The organism is Bacillus sp. SIMBA_154, assembly GCF_046536015.1.
In the GTDB taxonomy this organism is placed as follows: Bacteria; Bacillota; Bacilli; order Bacillales; family Bacillaceae; genus Bacillus; species Bacillus pumilus_P.
In genome coordinates, this window is sequence record NZ_JAWJBV010000752.1 from 1 (window position 1) to 229 (window position 229).

General features: G+C 39.7%; 1 protein-coding gene. It reads right to left on the bottom strand.

Features of this window, described 5'->3' with window-relative positions; all coding sequences use genetic code 11:
- A partial coding sequence (locus R0K30_RS23895) for a hypothetical protein (RefSeq protein ID WP_410613562.1) occupies positions 1–229 on the bottom strand: 229 nt, incomplete at both ends.

Genomic DNA, 229 nt, shown 5'->3' on the forward strand with positions numbered 1-229 from the left:
TCCGTATCAATATCACTTTGATAACGAGCTTCAGTACGCAGGTTATACGTTTTTGCATCTGCAGAGAAGTTTTTAACTGTTACCGTTTTAGTAATTGAACCTGTTTCCGCTAGGCTTACTATGCCATAAGATAGTGCGGCTTGTTTAGTATCAAACTCGCTATTATTTACCCAAGCTGCAACTGGCAAATTAGCCGCTTTAGTTACATCGACTAAACCTGCACCTATCA